Annotated in this window: 13 protein-coding genes and 1 tRNA gene; 7 read left to right on the top strand and 7 right to left on the bottom strand. The window is 73.2% G+C overall.

The features are described 5' to 3' along the window. Positions 1-12 precede the first annotated feature (12 nt). The gene (locus ACI8AB_RS14720) at positions 13-624 is read right to left on the bottom strand and encodes a GNAT family N-acetyltransferase (protein WP_456950708.1); all 612 of its coding nucleotides are present in this window, start codon (positions 622-624) and stop codon (positions 13-15) included. 344 nt (positions 625-968) lie between these two features. On the opposite strand from ACI8AB_RS14720, the gene ACI8AB_RS14715 reads away from it, so the two are divergent. From ACI8AB_RS14715 to ACI8AB_RS14695, 5 genes are all read left to right on the top strand, one after another. Further along, positions 969-2,222 carry a branched-chain amino acid ABC transporter permease gene (locus tag ACI8AB_RS14715; protein ID WP_456950707.1) on the top strand — a complete coding sequence of 418 codons (1,254 nt, stop codon included), beginning with the start codon at positions 969-971 and terminating at the stop codon, positions 2,220-2,222. Positions 2,223-2,225: 3 nt separating this feature from the next. Next, entirely contained in the window at positions 2,226-3,224 is a 999-nt protein-coding gene (locus tag ACI8AB_RS14710; protein WP_456950706.1) for a branched-chain amino acid ABC transporter permease, read from the top strand. Beyond that, positions 3,214-4,227, top strand: coding sequence for an ABC transporter ATP-binding protein (locus ACI8AB_RS14705; RefSeq protein WP_456950705.1), 1,014 nt, complete (start codon positions 3,214-3,216; stop codon positions 4,225-4,227). The genes ACI8AB_RS14710 and ACI8AB_RS14705 overlap by 11 nt, the downstream gene beginning before the upstream one ends. Further along, positions 4,224-5,081 carry an ABC transporter ATP-binding protein gene (locus ACI8AB_RS14700; RefSeq protein ID WP_456950704.1) on the top strand — a complete coding sequence of 286 codons (858 nt, stop codon included), beginning with the start codon at positions 4,224-4,226 and terminating at the stop codon, positions 5,079-5,081. Before ACI8AB_RS14705 ends, ACI8AB_RS14700 begins: the two co-directional genes overlap by 4 nt. Positions 5,082-5,169: 88 nt before the next feature. Beyond that, the gene (locus ACI8AB_RS14695; RefSeq protein ID WP_456950703.1) at positions 5,170-5,589 is read left to right on the top strand and encodes a DUF7712 family protein; all 420 of its coding nucleotides are present in this window, start codon (positions 5,170-5,172) and stop codon (positions 5,587-5,589) included. A gap of 65 nt (positions 5,590-5,654) precedes the next feature. Here the strand turns inward: ACI8AB_RS14695 and ACI8AB_RS14690 are convergent, their stop codons facing one another. Both ACI8AB_RS14690 and ACI8AB_RS14685 read right to left on the bottom strand, forming a co-directional pair. After that, on the bottom strand, positions 5,655-6,992 hold the full coding sequence (locus ACI8AB_RS14690) for an ABC transporter substrate-binding protein (protein WP_456950702.1): 1,338 nt from the start codon (positions 6,990-6,992) through the stop codon (positions 5,655-5,657). A 150-nt stretch (positions 6,993-7,142) separates the two neighbouring features. After that, positions 7,143-7,757 carry an ANTAR domain-containing response regulator gene (locus ACI8AB_RS14685; RefSeq protein ID WP_387986671.1) on the bottom strand — a complete coding sequence of 205 codons (615 nt, stop codon included), beginning with the start codon at positions 7,755-7,757 and terminating at the stop codon, positions 7,143-7,145. Between the two features lie 78 nt (positions 7,758-7,835). Between ACI8AB_RS14685 and ACI8AB_RS14680 the strand changes: the two genes are divergently transcribed. Both ACI8AB_RS14680 and ACI8AB_RS14675 read left to right on the top strand, forming a co-directional pair. Continuing rightward, a tRNA-Leu gene (locus ACI8AB_RS14680) sits at positions 7,836-7,909 on the top strand. A gap of 209 nt (positions 7,910-8,118) precedes the next feature. Next, positions 8,119-9,795 (top strand): aminotransferase class V-fold PLP-dependent enzyme, encoded by a 1,677-nt coding sequence (locus ACI8AB_RS14675; protein WP_456950701.1) that lies wholly within the window; start codon positions 8,119-8,121, stop codon positions 9,793-9,795. On the opposite strand, the gene ACI8AB_RS14670 is transcribed toward ACI8AB_RS14675, so the two are convergent. The 4 genes from ACI8AB_RS14670 to gltB form a co-directional block, all read right to left on the bottom strand. Continuing rightward, on the bottom strand, positions 9,773-10,648 hold the full coding sequence (locus ACI8AB_RS14670) for an acyl-CoA thioesterase (protein WP_387986667.1): 876 nt from the start codon (positions 10,646-10,648) through the stop codon (positions 9,773-9,775). The two genes, ACI8AB_RS14675 and ACI8AB_RS14670, sit on opposite strands and share 23 nt — an antisense overlap. Beyond that, positions 10,645-12,060 carry a pyruvate kinase gene (gene pyk / locus ACI8AB_RS14665; RefSeq protein ID WP_387986664.1) on the bottom strand — a complete coding sequence of 472 codons (1,416 nt, stop codon included), beginning with the start codon at positions 12,058-12,060 and terminating at the stop codon, positions 10,645-10,647. The genes ACI8AB_RS14670 and pyk overlap by 4 nt, the downstream gene beginning before the upstream one ends. Before the next feature lie 116 nt (positions 12,061-12,176). After that, positions 12,177-13,664 carry a glutamate synthase subunit beta gene (locus tag ACI8AB_RS14660; protein WP_456950700.1) on the bottom strand — a complete coding sequence of 496 codons (1,488 nt, stop codon included), beginning with the start codon at positions 13,662-13,664 and terminating at the stop codon, positions 12,177-12,179. After that, entirely contained in the window at positions 13,657-18,321 is a 4,665-nt protein-coding gene (gltB, locus tag ACI8AB_RS14655; RefSeq protein WP_456950699.1) for a glutamate synthase large subunit, read from the bottom strand. Before gltB ends, ACI8AB_RS14660 begins: the two co-directional genes overlap by 8 nt. Between the last annotated feature and the right edge of the window lie 258 nt (positions 18,322-18,579).

The raw sequence follows: 18,579 nt of genomic DNA, 5'->3' as shown, positions 1-18,579 counted from the left end.
GCCCGCGGCGGTTCAGGCGGGCAGCGCCCGGGACACCGGGCGGCGGCGCGGGGGCCGGGGCAGCGGGATGCCGCCGCGCTGCCAGGCGGCCAGCGACCGGGCCAGCGTCTCCCGCGGCACGATGCGGCGGGTGGTGAGCGGCGCGAAGCCCATCCGCGCGAAGAACCGCTGCCGCTCGGCCTCGTGCCCGCCGACCGCGGCGACGACGTGCTCGGCGCCGACCTCCGCGGCGTGGTCGGCGGCCGCGGCCAGCAGCGCCGCCCCGGCCCCGCACCGGCGGTGGTCCCGGTGCACGACGAGGTTGTCCACGGTGACCTGCGGGACGCCGAGCACCGCCGACAGCGGGTCCAGCCCCAGCACGGCCAGCCCGACGGCGACCTCGCCCGCGGTGGCCGCGGTCGCGGCGTTGGCGCCGGGCAGCACGGCGAGCACCACCCGGTGCGCGGGGTCGGCCAGCAGCCGGCGGAAGCCGGCCGCCGCGGCCGCACCCGGTGTCTGCCCGGTGAGGACGCCCTCCGCGTGCGCCTCGGCGCGGTGCTGGCGCACCAGGGCGAGGACGGCGGGCAGGTCGTCGGGGCGCGCCGTTCGCGTGACGACGCGGGACCGCTGGCCGGTAGCAGACACGTGAGCCCTCCCTGGACGGCGCCGCCGAGCGTGCACCTCCCGCGACCCGCGGCCACGCAGACGCGCCGGTCCTGGGACGGGAGTGATCACCAGGACGGGTGCGTCGGCGCGTCGCGCTTCGGTCACAGTGCAGCGACGAGGGAACGGGGACGCAACACGCCTGGGTTACCGTCACGCCTCCACTGCCCGCGTTGTGTCGCGCGACACCCACCGTGCCGATCGACGCCACGCCCCCAGGGCAGTGCCACGAACAGGGAGGTTGTGTGAGGCACCCGTCAGCCACTGCCGGGCCACCTCGGCCACACCGGAGCGCGATCCGCCCGGGCCCGGGGACCGCCCGGAGGGTGCTGCTCCGGCTCCTGCTGGTGCTCGTCGCCGCCACCGGGCTCGCCGTGCTGGTCCCCGGCGTCGCCGGCGCCGAGGGCGAGCAGGTCATCGGGACGCTGCAGACCAGCCGCAGCGGTCCCATCGAGGGCATCGAGGTGACGGTCACGGCCGCCGCCGGTGACGAGGTCGGCAGCGTCGAGACCGACGAGGACGGGCGGTTCGCCGTCGACGTCCCCGGGCCGGGCCAGTACACCGTGACCATCGACGCCGACTCCCTGCCCGACGGCGTCGTCATCACGGGTGAGGACAGCCGCACGGTCACCGTCGACGAGGGTCGGCGCCAGCCGGTCCAGTTCGGCCTGAACGACGGCAGCACCGGCTCGGGCGGCGGCAACGTCCAGGCCGTGCAGCTCCTGGTCGACGGCCTGCGCTTCGGGCTGCTGATCGCCATCTCCGCCGTCGGCCTGTCGCTGATCTTCGGCACCACCGGGTTGACCAACTTCGCCCACGGCGAGCTGGTCACCATCGGCGCCCTCTTCGCCTGGTGGGTCAACACCGGCCTCGGCGTGCCGATCATCCCGGCCGCGATCATCGCCATGATCGGCGGCGCAGCCTTCGGCGCGCTGAACGAACTGGGCCTGTGGCGGCCGCTGCGCCGCCGCGGCACCGGCCTGGTGGCCGCGCTCGTCGTCTCCATCGGGCTGTCGCTGCTGCTGCGCTACCTGATCCAGATCCTCTACGGCGGCGACTCCAACCCCTACTCGGGTCTGGGCACCTCGCGGGCGGTCGACTACGGGCTGTTCCGGCTGACCAACCAGTCGCTGGTCTCGATCATCGTCTCGGTGGTCGTCCTGGTGCTGGTCGCGGTCATGCTGCAGCGCACGAAGATCGGCAAGGCGATGCGCGCGGTCGCCGACAACCGCGACCTGGCGGCCTCCTCCGGCATCAACGTCAACCGGGTGATCCTGGTCGTCTGGATGATGGGCGGCGCCCTGGCCGCGCTGGGCGGCGTCCTGCTGGGCCTCTCCGACCAGGTCCGCTGGGACATGGGCTTCCAGCTGCTGCTGCTCATGTTCGCCGGCGTCACGCTCGGCGGTCTCGGCACGGCCTACGGCGCCCTGGTGGGCAGTGTCATCGTGGGCGTCTTCGTCCAGATGTCGACGCTGGTCATCCCCAACGACGTCAAGTACGTCGGGGGCCTCCTGCTGCTGATCGTCATCCTCGTCATCCGGCCCCAGGGGATCCTGGGCAGCCGCGCACGGATCGGCTGAGCCATGGGCGACCTCCTCAACGCTCTCGCCGTCGCCGGCAAGTCGGCGCTCGGCTTCCAGGCGGTGTTCTTCGCCCTGTTGGCGATCGGCCTCAACATCCACTTCGGGTACACCGGCCTGCTCAACTTCGGGCAGATCGGCTTCGCCCTGCTCGGGGGCTTCGGCATCGCCATCTCGGTGTCGCAGTGGGGCCTCGACTTCTGGGTGGGCGTGCTCGTCGGCCTGGGCGCGTCCGTCGTCCTCGCCCTGCTCCTGGGTCTGCCGACCCTGCGGCTGCGCGCGGACTACCTGGCGATCGCGACGATCGCCGCGGCCGAGGGGTTGCGGCTGCTCTTCCGGTCGGTGTCGGCCAGCGAGGTCACCGGCGGCACCCGCGGCCTGGCGGCCTTCAACGGCGACTTCGTCTCCCTCGCCCCGTGGGACACCGGCAAGCGCTACTCGATCCTCGGCACCCGGTGGAGCGGCGGCGAGCTGTGGGTGGCCCTGGTCGGCTGGGTCCTCGTGGCCCTGCTGTGCCTGCTGGTGTGGCTGCTCATGCGCAGCCCCTGGGGCCGCGTGCTCAAGGCGATCCGCGAGGACGAGGACGCCGTCCGCGCGCTGGGCAAGAACGTCTACCTGTACAAGATGCAGTCGCTGGTGCTCGGCGGCGTCATCGGCGGTCTCGGTGGCATGGTGTACGTGGTGGCCACCGGTGCGGCGAACCCGGACCAGTTCCAGAACGCCAACACGTTCCTCGCCTACGCCGCGCTGATCCTCGGCGGCGCCGCGCGGGTGCTCGGCCCGGTGGTCGGCGCGGTGATCCTGCTGTTCGTCGTCCAGTTCGCCGACACCGGCCTGCGGGCGCTGATCGACAACGGCGTCATCCCCGAGGGGCTGCTGTCGGCCACCGACGTGGCGCAGATCCGGTTCGTGCTCGTGGGCCTGGGTCTCATGCTGTTGCTGGTCTTCCGTCCGCAGGGGATCTTCGGTGACCGACGAGAGGTGATGCTCGATGCCCGCTGAGAACCCCCCGAGCGGCGCCTCCGCGGCGTCGCTGGACAAGGGCGGCTCCGGCCGCTCCCCGCAGCGGCTGGCCCAGGCGGCGCTGCGCGACGTGCCCTGGGAGGTCGGCGTCGCCAAGCCGGACCCGGCGATCGTCGTGGAGAACGTCACCCGCACCTTCGGCGGCCTGACCGCGGTGTCGGTCGACCGCCTCGAGGTGCAGCGCGGCGGCATCACCGGCCTGATCGGCCCCAACGGCGCCGGCAAGACGACGCTGTTCAACCTGCTCACCGGGTTCGACCAGCCCAACACCGGCACGTGGACCTTCGACGGCCGGCCCCTGGGCAAGCTCGCGCCGCACCAGGTGGCCCGGCTCGGCGTCGTCCGCACCTTCCAGCTCACCAAGGCGCTCTCGCGCCTGACCGTGCTGGAGAACATGCTGCTGGGTGCCCAGGGCCAGCGGGGCGAGAGCTTCCTCCGCGCGCTGGTCCCCGGTACCTGGCGGTCGCAGGAGAAGGCGAACACCCGGAAGGCGCTCGACCTGCTCCGGCGGTTCAAGCTCGACGCGAAGAAGGACGACTTCGCCGGCACCCTGTCCGGCGGTCAGCGCAAGCTGCTGGAGATGGCCCGCGCGCTGATGAGCGACCCGAAGGTCGTCATGCTCGACGAGCCCATGGCCGGCGTGAACCCGGCGCTGACGCAGAGCCTGCTCGGCCACGTCAAGGACCTCCGCGAGGAGGGCATGACGGTGATCTTCGTCGAGCACGACATGGACGTCGTCCGCGACATCAGCGACTGGGTGGTCGTCATGGCCGCCGGCCGGGTGATCGCCGAGGGGCCGCCCGAGTCCATCAGCCAGAACCAGGCCGTGGTCGACGCCTACCTCGGCGCGCACCACGACGCCCCGCTGACCGTCGAGGAGGAGGACCAGGTCCTCGCCCAGGCCGAGGCGCAGATCGCCGCCGAGGAGCACGGCGGCGGCGAGGTCATGGGCTCCGACACCCGCAGGGAGACCGACCGATGAGCGAGCCGCTGTTCCAGGTCGACGAGTCCGGCGAGGAGGTCACCCGCGCCGAGGAGGCCGCATCGAGCACCACGGAGCTGTCGCCGGCGGAGAAGGCCGCCACCCGCGAGGAACACCTGCGCCTGGCCGAGGGCGCCCTGGTGCGGGCCGACGACCTCGTCGCCGGCTACGTGCCCGGCGTGAACATCCTCCGGGGCTGTGACTTCTACCTGCAGGAGGGCGAACTCGTCGGCATCATCGGCCCGAACGGGGCCGGGAAGTCCACGCTGCTCAAGACGCTGTTCGGGCTCATCCCGGTCCGCTCGGGCTCGGTGTCGCTGCGCGGCGAGGACATCACCTCCGCCCCCGCCCACCGGCTGGTGTCCCTCGGCGTCGGATACGTCCCGCAGAACAACAACGTGTTCCCCTCGCTCACCATCGAGGAGAACATGCAGATGGGCGTCTACCTGCGGTCGAAGACGTTCAAGGAGCGCTTCGACTACGTCGTCGACCTGTTCCCCCTGCTCGGCGAGCGCCGCAAGGGCAAGGCGGGGTCGCTGTCCGGCGGCGAACGGCAGATGGTCGCCATGGGCCGGGCGCTGATGATGGACCCGTCGGTGCTGCTGCTCGACGAGCCCTCGGCGGGCCTGTCACCGGCCTACCAGGACGAGGTCTTCATCCGCTGCCGGCGGATCAACGCCACCGGCGTCTCGATCATCATGGTCGAGCAGAACGCCCGGCGCTGCCTGCAGATCTGCGACCGCGGCTACGTGCTCGACCAGGGCCGCAACGCCTACACCGACACCGGCCGGTCACTGATGACCGACCCGAAGGTCATCGAGCTCTACCTGGGGACCCTCGCCAAGGCGCAGTGACCGCCCGAGGCCCCTGACGAGGCCGGCGTCCCCCGCGGGGGCGCCGGCCTCTCGTCGTCCGGGGGTGTGGAGGGGTAGGACCGGGTCCGTGAACTGGACCTGGGACCTGCGCGGCCGCGACGGCGGCATGAACGGCCTGGACTTCTGCCGGGCGCTGACCGCCGGCGGCTTCTCCCGCGTGCTCGTGCACGCCGCGCCCGCCCGCCTGGCGGTGCGGGTCACCGCCGACGACGACACCGTCGTCGTCCGCGGTGACGCCGACCGGGACGGTGACTACTCCCCCGTCACCCTGCTCGAGCTCGTCGACGGCGGCCTGCGACGCTCGGAGATCTGGCCCGACGAGAGCCACCACGGCCTGCCCGTGCTGCTGCCCGGAGGCGAGGTCGGCGTCCTGCTGCGCTGGGAGCACGCCCCCGACCGCAGCTGGTGGCGGTGGGCCGTGGAGTTCTCCAACCACCGCGGCCGCCCTGCCGACTGGGCGCCCGAGGGCCGGTCCCTGCAGCGCTGAGCACACGACAGCGGCCCGGCACCCCGCGAGGGGTACCGGGCCGCTGCCGGAGAGGGACGGCTGGATCAGCGCTGCGGGCCGATGCCGTTCTCGTTGAGCCCCTCGATGATCCGCGAGGACTCGTTGAACCCGATGACGACGATGCCGTCGGGGTTGAGGTCCACCATCTCCTGGACGATGTCGTCGAAGTTGGCGGCGTTCGGGTCGTAGATCACGTTCACGACCTGGTCCTCGCTCAGACCGCCGGCCAGCAGGTTCTCGCGGGTGTTCTCCGCGAGACCGTTCCCGTAGGAGTCGTTGCGGGCGAGGATGCCGATGGTGTTGTTGCCGTCGGCGGCGAGCAGGTCGGCCAGGGCGCGGGCCTGCAGGACGTCCGGCGGGGCGGTGCGGAAGTACAGCCCGTTGTCGTTGTACGTCGTGAACTGGTCCGAGGTGTTCGCCGGGCTGATCTGCATGACACCGGCCGCGGTGATCCGGTCGATGACGTTGAGGCTGACGGTCGAGGACGCCGCGCCGACGACCGCGTTGACGCCGGCCTGCAGCAGGCGGTCGACGGTCTGGGTGGCGGTGTCGGTCGTGGCGTCGCCCGAGTCACCCTCCTCGAGGCGGACCTCCTGGCCGAGGACACCGCCGGCGGCGTTGATCTCCTGGACGGCCAGGCGGGCGCCGGCGACCTCCGGGGGGCCGAGGAAGGCGAGGTCACCGGTCAGCGGCAGCAGGGTCCCGACGACCAGCTGCTCACCGGTGGTGCCAGGAGCCGCGGGAGCCGGCCCCTCGTCGGTGGTGGCGTTGGCCTCGTCGCCGGCGAGGACGAACTCGGTCTGCGAGTCGTCGATCGCGTTGTCCTCACCGAACTGCTGAATGCCGAAGCTCGCGGCCGCCGGCTCACCGGCGTCGACGAAGGCCAGCGGGCCGCTGATGCCGTCGTAGTCGGGGTTGCCCCCGGCGTTGACGATGTCGATGCAGGCCTGGAAGGTGTCGCACTTCTCGCCGCCGGTGGTGGTCCCGTTGACGTAGGCCTTGAAGACGTTCGCGTCGTTGGTGCCGGCCAGCTGGGCGGCCAGCGCCGTGATCACGATGGCGTCGTACGTCTCGCCGGCGTAGTTGAAGGTGTTGCCCAGGTTCGGGTCGACCTGCAGGAGCCGGTCGGTGAAGTCCCCGGACAGCTCGGTGAGGGGCAGCGTGCCCTTCATCCCGGCCAGGGCGCCCGGCTCCTCGAAGTCCTCACCGAGGGTGGAACCCATGTTGCCGTCGGTGCCGTAGATGTTGACCTGCTTCTCGCCGCCGCCCGAGGCGTCGCCGCCCGAGCCGCTGCCACCGTCGTCGCCGCCACCGCAGGCGGTGAGAGCGACGAGCGCGGCGGAGGTGACGGCGATGCTGCGGGCGTAGGTACGCGTGCGCATCCAGCAACTCCCAGTTGTCGTACGTCGGTCCGGCGGGCCCCGGACGTGCCGGGGCCCCGTCAGTCCGGTGAACGTAACTGCTGGACACAGGGATGGATGCGGGACTGTTGAGACCGTGATGGGGTCGTGACCTGCCCTGTTCCGGCCGGGTTACGCGTTCCCCCGGGAGGGTGCACCCTCCGCAGCAGCCTCGTCCGTGGCGAGGATCCGCTCGGCGAGCGCCTTCATCGACGTCCGCTCGTTCATGGCCGTGCGCTGGATCCACCGGAAGGCCTCGGCCTCGGTCATCCCCTGCTCGGCCATGAGCCGGCCCTTGGCCTTCTCCACGACCTTGCGGGCCTCCAGCCGCTCCTCGAGCGTGCGCACCTCGCCGTCGAGCGCGGCGATCTCGGTGAACCGGGCGCGGGCCACCTCGATGGCGGGCACGAGGTCGTTCTTGGAGAAGGGCTTGACCAGGTAGGCCATGGCGCCGGCGTCGCGGGCCCGCTCGACCAGCTCGCGCTGGCTGAAGGCGGTGAGCACGATGACCGGCGCGATGCGCGCCGAGGCGATCTGCTCGGCGGCCGCCAGCCCGTCGAGGACCGGCATCTGGATGTCGAGGATGACCAGGTCCGGCGTCAGCTCCCGGGCGCGGTCGACGGCGGTCTGCCCGTCCCCCGCCTCGGCGACGACGACGTACCCCTCCTCCTCGAGCATCTCCTTGAGGTCGAGGCGGATGAGGGCCTCGTCCTCGGCGATGAGGACCCGGGTCGGCTCGCTGCTCACGCGGAGGAGCCTAGCGACGACGGCTGGGAGTGGCGTCCCGGTTAGGCTGGCCGGGTCGTGACCTCGGTCGCGGCACCTGCCCCCGTACCCCAATCGGCAGAGGGAGCGGATTCAAAACCCGCGCAGTGTGCGTTCGAGTCGCACCGGGGGCACCGTGACATCGTCGTCCTCCCGGACGACACCGCCACCACGTGCCGTCCCCGCCACCGCGGAGCCCGTCCCGGCGCTCGCGGAGGCCTCCGGCCCCCACTCCTCCCACCGCCTGGCGGGGCGGCTCACGTCCCGGCGTCCTCGTCCTGCGTCGCCCCGCTCCCCGTGGACCCCTCCGGGGCCCACTCGTCGCGGGCAATACGGTGTCGGGGTGAGCGAGCCCGTGCCCCACATGACCCCCGAGCAGTTCCGGCAGCACGGTCACGAGGTGGTCGACTGGATCGCCGACTACTGGGCGCGCATCGAGTCCTTCCCCGTCCGCTCGCGGGTCTCCCCCGGCGACGTCCGCGCGGCGCTCCCGCCGTCCGCCCCCGAGCGGGGCGAGCCCTTCTCCGCCGTCCTCGCCGACCTCGAGCGGGTCGTCCTGCCGGGCGTCACCCACTGGCAGCACCCTGGCTTCCTCGCCTACTTCCCGGCGAACACCTCCGGCCCCTCGGTGCTCGGCGACCTGCTGTCGGCGGGCCTGGGTGTCCAGGGCATGTCGTGGGTGACCAGCCCGGCGGCCACCGAGCTCGAGCAGCACGTCCTGGACTGGCTGGCCGACCTGCTCGGGCTGCCGGAGGCGTTCCGCTCCACGGGCAGCGGCGGTGGCGTCGTGCAGGACTCCAGCTCGGGGGCCAACCTGGTCGCCCTGCTCGCGGCGCTGCACCGGGCCAGCGGCGGGGCCACCGTCCGGCACGGTGTCGTGCCCGAGGAGTACACGGTCTACGTCTCCTCCGAGACCCACTCGTCGATGGAGAAGGCCGTCCGGATCGCGGGCCTCGGCACCGACGCCATCCGGGTCGTGGAGGTCGACGGCGACCTGGCGATGCGCCCGGCCGCCCTCGCCGCCCGGCTGGAGCGCGACACCGCCCGCGGGCTGAAGCCGGTGCTGGTCTGCGCCACGGTCGGGACGACGTCGACCACCGCGGTGGACCCGCTGGCCGGGATCGGGCCGATCTGCCGCCGGTACGGCGCCTGGCTGCACGTCGACGCCGCGTACGCGGGCGTGAGCGCCGTCGTCCCGGAGCTGCGGCACCTGCAGGCCGGCGTCGAGGAGGCCGACAGCTACACCACCGACGCGCACAAGTGGCTGCTCACCGGCTTCGACGCGACCCTGTTCTGGGTCGCCGACCGGGCGGCGCTCACCGGCGCGCTGTCGATCCTCCCCGAGTACCTGCGCAACGCCGCCACCGAGGCCGGCGCGGTCGTCGACTACCGCGACTGGCAGATCGAGCTGGGCCGCCGGTTCCGCGCGCTCAAGCTGTGGACCGTGCTGCGCTGGTACGGCGCCGAGGGGCTGCGCGCGCACGTCCGGTCCGGTGTCGCGCTGGCGCAGGAGCTCGCCGCCTGGGCCGACGCCGACGACCGCTTCGACGTCGCCGCCCCGCACCCCCTGTCGCTGGTGTGCCTGCGGCCGCGTTGGCCGGCCGACGTCGACGCCGACGTCGCGACCATGACGCTGCTGGAGCGGCTCAACGACGGCGGCGAGGTCCACCTGACCCACACGACCGTGCGCGGCTCGGTGGTGCTGCGGGTGGCGATCGGCGCGCCGGCGACGACGCGGGCGCACGTCGAGCGGGCCTGGGCGCTGCTGTGCGAGGGCCACGACTGGCTGGCCGCCGACTTCGCCGAGCAGGCCGCCGAGCGCGCCCGCGCCGAGGCCGAGCGCAAGGAGGCCGAGCGGCGGGCGGCCGAGGAGGAGGCGGCCCGGCGGCACGCGGCCGAGCAGGCGGCCGCCGAGCAGACGGCTGCCGAGCAGACGGTGGTGCCGGAGGCCCCCGAGGAGGCCCCGGAGGGGGTGGAGCCGGCCGAGGTGGTGCCGGCTACTCCCCCAGTGACCGGATGAGCCCCTCCTGGGCCACCGTGGCCACGTGCCGGCCGTCGGCGGTCCAGATGCTGCCGAAGCACAGCGCGCGGCCCTCGGAGGCGGCCGGGCTGTCGGTCTCGTAGAGGAACCACTCGTCGGCCCGGAACGGCGCGTGGAACCAGACGGCGTGGTCGAGGCTGGCGCCGACGTAGCGCCCGCCCCACCCACCGCCGACCCGCGCGAGCCCCGCGGACAGCAGCGTCAGGTCGCTGACGAAGGTCAGCGCCGCGGCCTGCACCCCGGCGTCGTCGGGGAGCCGGCCGGCCACCCGGAACCAGGCGTGCGACTGGGTGGCCGGCGGGGTCTTCGGCTCCGGCGCGAACGGGTTGACCAGCGGCCGCTGCTCGACCGCGCGGCTGATCTCCAGTGCCGGCGCCGCCAGGTCGCCGTACCCGGCGGCGTGGTCGGCCAGCGACAGCAGCTCGTCGGGCCGCGGCACCTCCGGCATCGGCCGGGAGTGCGCGACGACGCCCGGCTCGCCGGCGTGGAAGTCCGCCGTCAGCGCGAAGACGGCGACGTCCTCACCGCGCCGGGTCTGGCAGGCGATGACCCGGCGGGTGGAGAAGGACCGGCCGTCGCGGATCCGCTCGACGGTGTAGCGCAGCTCCTCGTGCGGGTCGCCGGGCCGCAGGAAGTAGGAGTGCAACGAGTGCACGCCGCGGCCGCCCGGCACCGTGCGCGTGGCCGCCATGAGCGCCTGCCCGGCCACCTGCCCGCCGAAGATGCGCTGCAGCGTGGTGGTCGGGGTCTGCCCCACGAAGACGTCGGGCGAGCGCTCCTCGAGGTCGAGGACGCTCATCAGCGCGGCGGCCTGGGTCCCGCCGCCGGTCACGAGTCGGTGCCGACTTCGTGCACCCGGATGAGGTTGGTCGACCCGACCGTGTTCGGCGGGCTGCCCGCCACGACGACGACGCGGTCGCCGACCTTGAGCCGGCCGATGGACAGCAGGGAGAAGTCCACCTGCTCGACCATGTCGTCGGTGTGCTCCACCGAGGGCACGAGGAAGGTCTCCACGCCCCAGGACAGCGCGAGCTGGCTGCGGACCCGGCCGTCGACGGTGAAGGCCAGCAGCGGCTGGCGGGGGTGCAGCGCGGCCAGCCGGCGGGTGGTCTCGCCGGTCTGGGTGAAGGTGCACAGCGCCTTGACGTCGAGCGCCTCGCCGATGTCCCGGGCCGCGCGGACGATCGCGCCCGAGCGGGACCGGGACCGGCGGGTGATCTCCGGCGCGCGCGCGTCGGAGCTCTCGACGGCGTCGATGATCCGCTCCATCGTGCGCACCGCCGCGATCGGGTAGCGCCCGACCGAGGTCTCGCCGGAGAGCATCACCGCGTCGGCGCCGTCGAGGACGGCGTTCGCGACGTCGGAGGCCTCGGCGCGGGTGGGCCGCGAGTTGGTGATCATCGACTCGAGCATCTGGGTGGCGACGATGACCGGCTTGTTGCGCTCCCGGGCGGCCTGCACGGCGCGCTTCTGCACCAGCGGCACCTTCTCGAGCGGCAGCTCCACGCCGAGGTCCCCGCGGGCCACCATGATGCCGTCGAAGGCCTCGACGATCGCCTCCAGGTTCGCCACCGCCTCGGGCTTCTCCAGCTTGGCGATGACGGGGACGTGCACGTCCTCCTGGCGCATGATGTCGCGGACCAGCTCGACGTCGGCGGGCGAGCGGACGAACGACAGCGCGACGAAGTCGACGGACAGGTGCAGGGCGAAGCGGAGGTCCTCCTCGTCCTTCTCCGACAGCGCGGGCACGCTCACGGCGACGCCGGGCAGCGACAGGCCCTTGTTGTTGGAGACCTCGCCGCCCTCGACGACCAGGCACCAGACGTCGGGCCCGTCGACGGAGACGACGGACAGGGCGAGCTTGCCGTCGTCGACCAGCAGCCGGTCACCGACGCGGGCGTCGTTGGCCAGGCCCTTGTAGGTGGTCGAGACCCGCTCGGCGGTGCCGTCGACGTCGTCGACGGTGATGCAGACGCGGCTGCCGGTGGCCCAGTGCACCGGGCCGTCCGCGAACGTGCCGAGGCGGATCTTGGGGCCCTGCAGGTCGGCCAGGACGGCGACGGCGCGGCCGGTGCGGTCCGACGCCTGGCGCACGTGGAGGTAGGCCTTCTCGTGGTCGGCGTGCGACCCGTGACTGAAGTTGAGCCGGGCGACGTCCATGCCCGACTCGACCAGGGCGGTGATCTGCTCGAGGGAGCTGGTGGCCGGGCCCAGGGTGCAGACGATCTTCGCGCGGCGGGACATGGGGAGAACGCTAGTGCGCCGCCTCCGGCGGAACGGACAGGGGCCGGGTCCCCGCGGGTGTCGCGAGGGCCCGGCCCCTGTGTCGTCCGGCGAGCGGAGCCCGGAGGACGACGGTGTTACCGCAGCGCCACCGCCGTCGGGGTGACCGGGCGGGGCAGCATGGAGCTGCCGGTCAGCCACTGGTCGACCGCGCCGGCGGCGGCGCGGCCCTCGGCGATGGCCCACACGATCAGCGACTGGCCGCGGCCGGCGTCCCCGGCCACGAACACGCCGGGCACGGTGGACATGAACTCGCCGTCGCGGGCGACGTTGCCGCGCCCGTCGACGTCGAGGCCCAGCGCCTCGACCAGGCCCTCGCGCTGCACGCCGGTGAAGCCCATGGCCAGCAGCACCAGCTGCGCGGGCAGCTCGCGCTCGGTGCCCTCGACCTTCTGGAACCGGCCGTCCACCCGCTCGACCTCGTGGATCACCAGGGCGCGCACGCAGCCCTCGTCGTCGCCGAGGAAGCGCTCGGTGTTGACCGAGTACAGCCGCTCGCCGCCCTCCTCGTGGGCCGAGGAGACCCGCATGATCATCGGGTAGGTCGGCCAGGGGTTGCCCTCGGCCCGCTTGTCCGGCGGCGCGGGCATGATCTCCAGCTGGGTGACCGAGCGGGCGCCCTGCCGGTGCGAGGTGCCCAGGCAGTCCGCGCCGGTGTCGCCGCCGCCGATGATGACGACGTCCTTGCCCTTGGCGGTGATCGGCGGGTCGTCCAGCTCGCCGAGCGCCTGCCGGTTGCCGAAGGGCAGGAACTCCATCGCCAGGTGGATGCCGTCGAGCTCGCGCCCGGGAGCGGGCAGGTCGCGCCCGACGGTGGCGCCGGCGGCGATCACGACGGCGTCGTGCTCACCGCGCAGCTGCTCGGCGGAGAGGTCGCCCTCCCCCGACCCGCCGACCTCGACGCCCGTCACGAAACGGGTGCCCTCGGCGCGCATCTGGTCCAGCCGCCGGTCCAGGACGGACTTCTCCATCTTGAACTCGGGGATGCCGTACCGGAGCAGGCCGCCGACGCGGTCGGCCCGCTCGTAGACGGTGACGTCGTGCCCGGCACGGGTGAGCTGCTGGGCGGCGGCCAGGCCCGCCGGCCCGGACCCGACGACGGCGACCTTCTTACCGGTGCGCTCGGCCGGGGCCTGCGGCTCGACGTGGCCGCGCTCGAATGCCTGGTCGATGATCTCCCACTCGATCTGCTTGATCGTGACCGGCGAGTCCTGCAGGTTCAGCACGCAGGCGCCCTCGCAGGGGGCCGGGCACAGCTTCCCGGTGAACTCCGGGAAGTTGTTGGTCGCGTGCAGGCGCTCGATCGCGTCGCGCCAGTCGTCCCGGCGGGCGAGGTCGTTCCACTCCGGGATCAGGTTGCCCAGCGGGCAGCCGTGGTGGCAGAACGGGATGCCGCAGTCCATGCACCGCGCGGCCTGCTGGCGCAGCGCGGCGACCGGGTAGACGCCGTCCTCCCCGTTCTGCCGGGAGAGGTAGACGTCCTTCCAGTCGAGGATGCGGACGTCGACCGGCCGCCGGGGCGGCAGGGCCCGCTCGTACTTCAGGAACCCCGTGGAGTCAGCCACGTGCGGCCTCCATCACTGCTCGATCCACATCCGTGCCGGCGGCCTCGGCGGCGCGCCGGGCCTCGAGGGCGCGACGGTAGTCGCGCGGCATGATCACGCTGAACTGCTCGGACCAGCGGCCCCAGTCGGCCAGCAGGGCCGCCGCGACCGGCGACTCGGTCTCGGCGTGGTACCGGACCAGCACGTCGCGCAGCCACTGCGCGGACTCGCCGTCCAGCGGCTCGACGTCGACCATCTCGGGGTTCACCCGGTGCCGGGCGAGGTCCAGGACGTAGCCGATGCCGCCGGACATGCCGGCCGCGACGTTGCGCCCGGTGGGCCCGAGGATCACCGCGCGGCCGCCGGTCATGTACTCCAGCGCGTGGTCGCCGACGCCCTCGACGACGGCCAGCGCGCCGGAGTTGCGGACGCAGAACCGCTCGCCGACCCGCCCGCGCAGGAACACCTCCCCGCCGGTGGCGCCGTAGCCGATGACGTTGCCGGCGATGACGTTGTCCTCGGCGGCGAAGGTCGCCTCGGGCGCCGGGCGGACGACGATCCGGCCGCCGGACAGGCCCTTGCCGACGTAGTCGTTGGCGTCGCCGAGCAGCCGCATGGTGATGCCGCGCGGCAGGAAGGCGCCGAAGGACTGGCCGGCCGACCCGGTGAAGGTCAGGTCGATCGTGCCGTCGGGCAGGCCCTCGCCGCCGAAGCGGCGGGTGACCATCGAACCGAGCATCGTGCCGACGGTGCGGTTGACGTTGCGCACCGGCAGCTCCAGGCGCACCGGCCGCGCGTCGAGCAGGGCGCCCTCGCACAGCTGGATCAGCGTCTGGTCCAGCGCGACGTCGAGGCCGTGGTCCTGGGTGCGGACCGCCCGGCGGGCCGCGCCCTCGGGCAGCTCGGGCTGCGCGAGCATCGGCGAGAGGTCCAGCCCGCTGGCCTTCCAGTGGTCGACCGCTCGCCGGGTGTCGAGCAGCTCGGTGTGGCCGACGGCCTCGTCGACCGAGCGGAAGCCCAGCTCGGCGAGGTACTGCCGGACCTGCTCGGCGAGGAACTCGAAGAAGGTGACGACGAACTCCGGCCGCCCGGTGAACCGCTTGCGCAGCTCCGGGTTCTGGGTGGCCACGCCGACCGGGCAGGTGTCGAGGTGGCAGACCCGCATCATGATGCAGCCGGAGACCACCAGCGGAGCGGTGGCGAAGCCGTACTCCTCGGCGCCGAGCAGCATCGCGACGAGCACGTCGCGGCCGGTCTTCATCTGGCCGTCGGCCTGCACCACGATCCGGTCGCGCAGCCCGTTGGCCAGCAGCGTCTGCTGGGTCTCGGCCAGGCCGAGCTCCCACGGCGAGCCGGCGTGCTTGAGCGAGGTCAGCGGGGCGGCACCCGTGCCGCCGTCGTGCCCGGAGATCAGGACGACGTCGGCGTGCGCCTTGCTGACCCCGGCCGCGACCGTCCCGACCCCGACCTCGGCGACCAGCTTGACGTTGATCCGCGCCTCGGTGTTCGCGTTCTTGAGGTCGTGGATGAGCTGCTTGAGGTCCTCGATCGAGTAGATGTCGTGGTGCGGCGGCGGGCTGATCAGGCCGACGCCCGGCGTCGAGTGCCGGGTGCGGGCCACCCACGGGTAGACCTTGCCGCCGGGCAGCTGGCCGCCCTCGCCGGGCTTGGCGCCCTGCGCCATCTTGATCTGGACGTCGTCGGCGTTGACCAGGTACTCGCTGGTCACGCCGAAGCGGCCGCTGGCCACCTGCTTGATCGCCGAGCGGCGCAGGTCGCCGTTCGGGTCGGGCACGTAGCGGTCGGGGTCCTCCCCGCCCTCACCGGTGTTCGACTTGCCGCCGAGCCGGTTCATGGCGATGGCGAGGGTCTCGTGCGCCTCCTGCGAGATGGAGCCGTAGCTCATCGCGCCGGTCTGGAAGCGCTTGACGATCTCGCTGGCCGGCTCGACCTCCTCGAGCGGCACCGGCGGGCGCACGCCCTTCCGGATCTCGAACAGGCCGCGCAGCGTCGCGGCGTCCTCCGAGAGCGCGTCGACGGTGTCGGTGTAGCGCTGGAACACCTCGAACTGCCGCGAGCGGGTCGAGTGCTGGAGCAGGAACACCGTCTCCGGGTTGAACAGGTGCACCTCGCCCTCGCGGCGCCACTGGTACTCGCCGCCGGTCTCCAGCCGCCGGTGCGCGCGCTCGGTGGGGTTCTCCGGGTAGGCGCGCCGGTGCCGCATGGCGACCTCCTCGGCGAGGACGTCCATGCCGACGCCGCCGAGGGGGCACGAGGTACCGGTGAAGTACTCGTCGACGACGTCCTGCGACAGGCCGACGGCCTCGAAGATCTGCGCCATCGTGTACGAGCCGACGGTGCTGATGCCCATCTTGCTCATCACCTTGAGGACGCCCTTGCCGAGCGCCTTCACGACGTTGCGCACCGCCTGGGCGGGCTGCACGCCGGTGAGGACGCCGTCGCGGATGAGGTCCTCGATGGACTCGAAGGCCAGGTACGGGTTGACCGCGGCCGCGCCGTAGCCGAGCAGCAGCGCGACGTGGTGCACCTCGCGGCAGTCGCCGGACTCGACGACCAGGCCGACCTCCATGCGGGTGCGCTCGCGCACCAGGTGGTGGTGGACGGCGGCGGTCATGAGCAGCGACGGGATCGGCGCGCGCTTCTCGTCGCAGTCGCGGTCGGACAGCACGATGACCCGCGCACCGGCCGCGATCGCCCTGCTGACCTTGCTCCGCAGCTGCTCGACCGCCTCGACCAGCGCGGGGCCGCCGCCGGTGACGTCGTAGTGGCCGGTGATCCGGACGGCGGCGAAGCCGGGCAGGTCGCCGTCGTCGTCGATGTGCAGGATCTTGGCCAGCTCGTCGTTGTCGATGACCGGGTAGGGCAGGTACACCTGCCGGCACGACGCAGGGGTGGCCGAGAGCAGGTTCTGCTCCGGGCCGAAGGTGCGCCCGAGGCTGGTCACCAGCTCCTCGCGGATGGCGTCCAGCGGCGGGTTGGTCACCTGGGCGAACAGCTGCCCGAAGTAGTCGTAGAGCTGCCGGGAGCGGTCCGACAGCGCCGCGATCGGGGTGTCGGTGCCCATGGAGCCGATCGGCTCGGCGCCGGACGACGCCATCGGGGTGAGCAGGACGCGCAGGTCCTCCTCGGTGTAGCCGAACAGCAGCTGCCGGCGGACCACCGACTCGTGGCTGGGCCGCGCCCGCCGCCGCTCGGGCAGCGAGGGCAGGTGCACCAGGCCGGCGTGCAGCCAGTCCTCGTAGGGGTGCTCGGCGGCCAGGGCGCCCTTGACCTCCTCGTCGGAGACGATCCGCCCGGAGGCGGTGTCGACGAGGAACATCCGGCCCGGCTGCAGCCGGCCCTTGGCGACGACGTCGCCGGCCGGGATGTCGAGGACGCCGGCCTCGCTGGCGAGGACGACGAGGTCGTCCTCGGTCCGCCACCAGCGGCCCGGGCGCAGGCCGTTGCGGTCGAGGACGGCGCCGATGAGCGTGCCGTCGGTGAACGCGACGCAGGCCGGCCCGTCCCAGGGCTCCATGATCGAGGAGTGGAACCGGTAGAAGGCCCGGCGGGCCGGGTCCATCTCGTCGTGGTTCTCCCACGCCTCCGGGATCATCATCAGCACCGCGTGCGGCAGCGAGCGGCCCGACAGGTGCAGCAGCTCGAGCACCTCGTCGAAGGTCGCCGAGTCGCTGAAGTCGCTCGCGGTCACCGGGAAGACCCGGTCCAGGCCGAGCTCGGAGGCCGGGCCGGCGGGGCCGTCGAACAGCTCGGTCTCGAGCTTGGCCTCGCGGGCGCGCATCCGGTTGCGGTTGCCCTTGATGGTGTTGATCTCGCCGTTGTGGGCGATGAACCGGAACGGGTGCGCCAGCGGCCAGCTCGGGAACGTGTTGGTGGAGAACCGGCTGTGCACCAGCGCGATCGCCGACTCGTAGCGCTCGTCGCGCAGGTCGGGGAAGAACGCGGGCAGCTGGTCGGTGGTCAGCATGCCCTTGTAGGTGACGGTGCGGCTGGACAGCGAGACGACGTAGAGCGAGCTGCCGGCCTCGCGGGCCTCCCGCTCGGCGCGCTTGCGCAGCACGAACGAGCGCCGCTCCAGCCGGGTGACGCCGTTGACCTCGCGCGGGCCGCCGAAGGCCTGCTGGTCGGCGCGGGCGCCCATGGTCTCGGCGACGAACAGCTGCCCGAAGTGCGGCATGACCGCGCGGGCGGTGGGGCCGAGGTCGGCGCCGTCGGGGTCGACCGGCACGTCGCGCCAGCCGAGGACGGTCAGGCCCTCCTCGGCGGCGATCCGCTCGACGTCGGCGTAGCGGGCGGCCCGCTCCTGCTCGTCGACCGGGAGGAAGGCGACGCCGACGGAGTACTCGCCCAGCGGGGGCAGGTCGAAGTCGACGCTGGCCCGCAGCAGCGCGTCGGGCACCTGGGTCAGGATGCCGGCGCCGTCCCCGGAGTTGGGCTCGGAGCCGGCGGCCCCGCGGTGGTCGAGGTTGTGCAGCGCGGTCAGGCCGGCGGCCACGATCGCGCGCGAGCGGCGGCCGCGGGCGTCGGCCACGAAGGCCACGCCGCAGGCGTCCGAGTCGTTCGCCGGGTCGTAGAGGCCGGAGGCCGCCGGCGTGGCCGAGAAGGGGACGGCCGAGCCGGCGGTGGTGCGGGGGGCGGGGGTGCGGGACCCGGACATGATCACTCCCGTCGTCGGCCTGCGCGCGGCCCGCGGGGGGACGTCGCGGGGCGCGGGGCCCGGCCGGTGGTCAGAGGGTGCGGTGCACGGAAGCAGAGGGGGACAGCGGAGCCGGCGACCGCCCGGGACACGGTGGCCCGGGCAGGCTGAGGACCGGCGGCCCCGCGGGTGGTTGCGCGGGGTCGTCGTCCCGCGGGGCAGCGCTGGCCCGGTTACGACGCGAGCGACCCGCCGGGATCACCGGCCGGTCTGACAGGA

Source organism: Geodermatophilus sp. SYSU D00698 (assembly GCF_054050335.1).
This window is presented reverse-complemented; position numbering and strand designations above follow the sequence as displayed.